The sequence below is a fragment of the Bartonella sp. AP331QHHD genome (assembly GCF_042195905.1).
Classification (GTDB): Bacteria; Pseudomonadota; Alphaproteobacteria; order Rhizobiales; family Rhizobiaceae; genus Bartonella.
In genome coordinates, this window is sequence record NZ_JBHIPG010000006.1 from 1 (window position 1) to 6,789 (window position 6,789).

The following is a 6,789-nucleotide window of genomic DNA, read 5'->3' on the forward strand; positions in this document are numbered from 1 at the left end:
TTAGGGGCTACATCATTGTGCTTTTTAGGGGCTTCAGCATTACGCTTTTTAGAGGCTTCAGCATTGCGCTTTTTAGGGGCTACATCATTGCGCTTTTTAGGGGCTGCATCATTGCGCTTTTTAGGGGCTACATCATTGTGCTTTTTAGGGGCTTCAGCATTACGCTTTTTAGAGGCTTCAGCATTGCGCTTTTTAGGGGCTACATCATTGCGCTTTTTAGGGGCTGCATCATTGCGCTTTTTAGGGGCTACATCATTGTGCTTTTTAGGGGCTTCAGCATTACGCTTTTTAGAGGCTTCAGCATTGCGCTTTTTAGGGGCTTCAGCATTACGCTTTTTAGGGGCTTCTTCACTATATTTTTTATAGGCTTTATCACTGTATTTAAATCCTTCTTCCAGCAATTCTGTTGCCATTTTACGGTCTTCACCAGCTGTTTGTTCCAGCTTAGTGACATCTATTTGTGATACACCCTTATGAGCTTCAGCGGTATTACGGTTAAGGGAAGCTATGGTTTGATCAACGCCTTGCCCTGTTAATGCCTTCTGCCCTGCTTCATCAGTAATGACGATAGTGCCATTGCTGATAGCGGATTTGGTATATCCTTCCCTTGAATCCTGTTGTTCTGCATGATCTAAAACATTTTTGGCAATGTTTTTAGCGATGTCGTATTCGCCCATTGCACCACCCGCTGCAATGCTAATCCCATCACTGCTGGCTTTGGCACTCGCACTGTTGGTAATATCACTGGTGCTGATGCTTCCTGTGGTCAGGCTGTTTTTTTCTGCCAAGGCTGTGCTTTCAATAATACCTCCAGTCAGCGTTGTTTTATCTTTAACGGTGATCTCAAAGCCGTCATCACGGGCTTTAATGCCTGATTGTTCCACAACACTGTGATAATCGCTGGAGGATTGATCATTTTGGAAAGAGACGTTTATTGACGCACCATCAGGCTTTCCATTGCCTTTAACCCCAACAGAAACAGAGTTTTTTTTGCTGGAAGTTTGTCCCGTATCACTGCGGCTGACAACGGTAAAATCACCTCCTACTTCCATTTCTACACGCTCTCCAGAAACCACGGCGCCTGCCAATGTGGTGTTTGCCCCACTCGTGGTATGAACAGTACCTGTGCCAACAATATGGCTGTTCTTTTGTTGAACCTGTTCACTGGAACCTTCCCCTTGACTAAAAGCAGCACTGCCTGTTACCCCTGCGCCACCCGTGCCATAACTGGCTCCAATATTCATTGAAGCACTTTGGTTATGGTTTTGTGTGCTTTTCTTGTTTTGCGCACTTTCAAAGGTAATATGCTGTCCTGCTTCCAAGTTGATATTCCCGCTCTGCGGATCATTTGCATAAACAGGATTGGTGCCAGCGATAATATCAGCTCCAACACCATGGATGCTGCCTTTGTGGGCTTTCATATTGACAGAACGCCCAGCTTCTATGCTATTGGTTACAGCAGTAGATGTCTGAGAAGACTTCTCTTCCTTTTCAGTCTTAAAGCCTACGGTAACACTGGTAGAAATATCCACCATCTTGAGAAGGGAATCTTTTGTTGATCCGCTCTTTATCCCATTATAGAGATCTTTGCCTTTGTTATAGAGATCTTTGCCTTTTAGACCAAGAATGATGCCATTGCCGATTTTGTGTTTTGTATCCCCATGACCAAAACGTTTTCCTGCATCCTTTATATCTTGTATGGTACTAAGAATGCCAACATTGACAGAACCTGTAACACCAGCAAAGAAATTTTCATGGTTTTTTTGTGTCTTAGAGATATCTTGGCTTTCCGAAAGCGTGATATTATTACCGGCATCAATGTTCACATCACGATTTGCCGAAACAATAGCTGCTTGCATATTCACATCATTGTCAGCAGTAATCTGCACATCTTGGCGTGCCGTGATGTGTGATTGTGTGGAAGTGGTTTCCCATTGATCGCCCGTATCTTTGACGCTTGCAACCCCAACACCCAAAGAAACACTACTGCTGCTCTTTCCAAACTGAATGCCAAAACCTGAACGCTTTTCTTCAGAATTTGACTTATGGCTATTATGACCCACAAGCACATTGACATCACGAGCTGCCGAAAGATTAATATTCTCACCTGCAAAATCAGAGCCCACTATGCTCACATCTTTTTTCTTGGCAATGATGTTGATAGTGCCATACGCATTGAGAGAAGAGCCTTGATGTTCAAAACTCTCTTCATTTTGCACCTTTTCCTCACTCCCATATATCGACACAAAGTCCTCACCTGAGCCCGCGCCAAAACCAGATGCATGTTCTTCTGAGTGGCTGCTATGGTGATCTTGCATGCCATCAATCGTCACATTTTCTGCTGTCACATTGATGTTTTGACCTGAAAGCAGATGAGAAGCAGTAATTGTGGACTCTTTTTCTGCTTGCAAATCAATGTTGCCCGTTGCCTCAAGAACAGAGGAAACTGTTGTGGTGTGCGATTCAGATTTATCGGAAGATTTCTCATGCAAAAAGCTACTTGATGACGATTGGTATTGCTGATCGTAGTGTTCTTGAGCGCCTTTTATGAGAATATTCCCACCAGAGTGAATAGAAATATCTGCTTTTGCTTGATCTGGTGTTTCCTCTTCTTTTCCAGCAAAAAGCATCGATCCAATGATTTTTGTATCGTTGCCAGATTCAAAGGCCATCCCTTCACCCCCTGTTATACTTGAGCCCACAACTTGAGTAGCCTCAACATTATTATGGACTCTCTCACTAAATATTCCATCCTCTTTGTGATCGGATATCTCATAATGTAAGCTATCTTCTGCATTGTTGATCAGGATATCGTTACTGGCTTTCAGCCCCACCTTGCCCTTGGCATCTATATCGGAAGCCGCCATATGGATATCTTTTCCAGAGAGAACAGTGGTCTCTTTTCCAGAACTTAAATGAGAGCCATTGTGTAAAGCAACATGAGATGTTTCACTCCCATTCTGATTATCCATACTATTGCGTGTGGCATCAATCGAAACATTCCTCTCAGCTTGCAAGAGAAGTTTATCCTTTGTTTGAACATCAGAGCCTAAGATATTCAAATCTTTTCCAGAGGCAAGTGTCGTCGAGCCACCAGAGTTGACTTCTGATTTATGATGCATGGTAGCATCACCCTGTTCATCATGGTAATGGGTTTCTGCTGAACCGATCGTCAAGTTGCCTTGTTCTGTAGCCATGGCAAGATCACCTCCGGTAGTGATCCCCACCCCTGAGGCTGTGATATCTTGTTTGGCAATCACCGTTGCATTACCACCAGCAGAAAGCGCCTCGGTGTTTAAAACGGTCTCCACGCCGTCAACCGTTGTGCGCCCTGCATCTAAACGAATATTCTTCTCCGCAAGGAGAACAGCATCACCACCCGCAGCAAAATGCCCCCCTTGACTGAGGATATCCCCACCATGCACATGCAATTGGTGATTTGCCGCAATCCGCCCTGAATTGATAATCGTTGAATTGCTTGTATTTTGGCTGGTGATATTGACATCATTGCCCATGATCAAAGCCCCAGCAGAAACAAAGGAGGCTCTGTCTTTTTCAGGGATATAAAGCACCGGTGCATAAACATCCATGCCCTTGACCTGTTGGCGTACATAAATCACCATCGGGGCTTCTAGGGACGCCAATTGTTCTTCACTCAAAGCCTCACCAAAGGGGAGATTGTGGGCTTTTGCATATTCTGCCCCGACATCCAGCAAGGTTTTGACTTGTTCAATGGCATCACTTCCAGGAATAAAGGAGCCTTTGCCCAAACCTTGACCAACCAGATCACGCATTTGTTTCTCAATCAGCTGCTTTTCGAAATAAGCATCGCCTAAGAAAAAAATCTCCCGATCAGGATTGTAGCCAATTCTGTTCAAATAATAGGCTGAGCCATAAAATTTGCCGACATCAAGGAATTCTGCCCGCGTTTCATAAATGAAATTCTGGTTGGGCAGCGTGCCCCCAACACCCCCCGATTGGGGTTTTGGTAAAGGAAGCCCTTCAGCAAGTTCCCCCGCATTATTGAGATCCACTTTTGGTGTAAAGAGAGCGCCAGCCCCGGTTAAACCACTTAAGGACTCCAGTGGATTGCCTTCAACGGTTTTTGCTTCAAAATGCGCATCCCCTGTAATGGAACCTTCCGCTGCCGTGTTATTGAGTTGATCGACCACCAGATTTAAAGTGCCACCCGCTTGGACAAGACCAGGAACACTCTCCAAAGCTTCTGAGCGGATATGACGAAATTTGCCATCGGCTATATCTAAAGAAACATCGCGGCTTCCATCAGCTTTATAGCCATAACAACTGTCTGTATTAGCCTGACAACCCATATAGGTGTTTTTATAAGTTGTTGCACCCAAATTGGTGAGCACATTGGCGTGGATATAGGCATTTCCCCCTGCTTCTATAAAACTATAATGGTTGTCAATGTTATCGGCGTTAATGATGAGATTGCCGTGAGATTGTATCATCCCCTGAATGGTGGGCTTATGCGAAAACCCCTGCGTGACAGTTTCTTCTGTCATATGTGACTGATTATTCCATTGATACCGTCTTATATTACTTTTTGTTTTATCATATTTCCAAGTAAATGCCCTATAAAATGCTCCATCTTCCAAAGTTGCTTTACCGTACGTTCCTCCTTTGTTAGCCCACAGCTCTTTATCAAATACAAATACTTCTTTATAAATTATATTTCCAGGATGTGGCGAAGATTGTTCTTCCTTAACGTGCCCTTTTCCCCAAAGGTTGGGACCATCTTGATATAACATCCCATCACTGAGTTGATCAGAACCCTTTGGTCTTTGGAAAGAAATATCGCTATATTCCGTTTTTTCCGTGATGACAGGCGTGCTATCGGCTTCGTTTTTTAGAGTGTTGGTTTGGATATTTAAGTTTCCACCAGCTTGAATAAAGCCCGCTTTGTTAACAAGCGAAAGGCTTTTTCCGCTGCCATCTGCATTGGTAAAAGATAAATCACCTTCTGCCATTATAGTGCCAAAATCATTCAACAAAGCCCCATCAACTTGTAAAGCACCATTGCCCTTCACATAGATTAAACCCGTTTTGTTGTTGGTCACATTGCCCGTCACGCTAAAGGCTAAATCCTGCCCCGATGCCAATTGACCGCTATTTCCAAGCTCCCCCGTCTTGATCACGAAATCTCTGGCTGCTAAAACAGAAGTTGTCTCATCAACCATAACGCTTGGAGCAATAAAGAGAATATCTCCAGTCCCTCCCTGATCTGTCACGGCTTGTAGCCGCGCATTGTGAATATCAAGGGCATTGGTGCTTTGAAAGTCTAAACCGCCATAAGCCAATTCGCTCTCTGAGACATCAATATGATCTGCAATTAAATACAGCGTTTGCGGCGTGTAAATATGAGAACGATTATTGCTTAAATCGAGAGTGTTTGCCGTCAATCTCACATCCCCCTCAGCAGACAACACATTCTCAACACTGATCTCTCCTGATACCGATGTCAATGTTGCGTTGCCATAGCCTATGACCTGATCATAATAGATGTCGTTGCCTGCAAAAATTTCAATATTGCCACCACTGGCAATCTGACCAACCTTCACCCCTTCTTTTGCTGTAATCAAAAGAAAACCGTTTTTATCTAAAACAAGATCCCCTGAACCGCCCGTAGAAACGACACCTGTCATCAGTGTGCCAGCATCAAGGCTGCCAACCTTTAAAACAGCTTTTTCACCCGTCATCAGCGAAGAAAAGTCAACCGCCCCACCCTCAATATTTGCCTTACCATAGGCTAAAAGTTGTCTAAAATGAACGGGAGCATTTGTTTCTGGTTGTGCTTGAATGGCAACATTTTGATGCGACAGAATTGTTTGAGAAACAGATAGCCCATTATGAGAAACCAGGGTGATATCTCCTGCCCCATAAACACTTTCAGCGACAATCGCACCTTGACTGCTCTGGAGATCAACATCCCCTTGGGTGCCAAGAACAACAACACCAGTAGCACCCGTTGCCGCCATATCAACCCCACCGGCTAAAAGCTGCGCCTGTATATCACCACCGGCATGCGCCTTGAGGTTCCCTTGCGCTAAAACAATCCCCTCAAGCTTCAAGTCTCCGCCCGATTCAAGAGCCATATCAGCACCTGACCCTAGCCCTGAAACTTGAAGTGTCTGGCGCGAAGAAAGCTCCATATTGCCCCCAGAGGTTGCTTTACCGGCAATCGATAAAAGCCCATCCTGCGCCTCTATCTTCAAATGACCCTCAGCGCCAACCGTTTCTAACGTCACATCCTTATGGGCGGCAATATCAATATGCTTTTTCGAGGTGATGTGCTTTGCCAATACGCTCTGGCTTTTCGATTTGAGGACAACGCCCCCATGACCAAAAACATTCTTCAACGAGATTTTCCCGTCAGCAGAAAGATGCAACTGCCCCGCATTGGCTGCCATATCATGGCGCATACGAACACCAACACCTTTTTCTGTTGCCACAAGTTTAATCTGATCCGCCTGTAGAGCCCCCAAAGCAGAACCATCTATCGCATATTCCGGTTTACCAGTAATATCAGTTAGCTCTTTCATTTCCCGTGAAGCATAATCAAAGTGACCCGTCCCTGCTGTCACTCCAATTTCTCTGCCCGCAACAGCTCCTTCAAAATGCACTGTGCGTGAGACAATATCGACAATATCAACCGCCCCTTGACCAGAGAAAAAATTGGCTCCCTTGGCGCCAAAGGTAATATCCCCACCTCGCACCTCAAAGCCTTTCAAAAAACCGCTCGCATCAATTTCGGGTACACCTGTGGTT

General features: G+C 44.8%; 1 protein-coding gene. It reads right to left on the reverse strand.

Annotation, left to right across the window (positions count from 1 at the left end):
• Positions 1–6,789, reverse strand: a 6,789-nt coding sequence (locus ACFIMS_RS00275) for a hemagglutinin repeat-containing protein (protein WP_375696256.1), incomplete at both ends; no start/stop codon positions are given.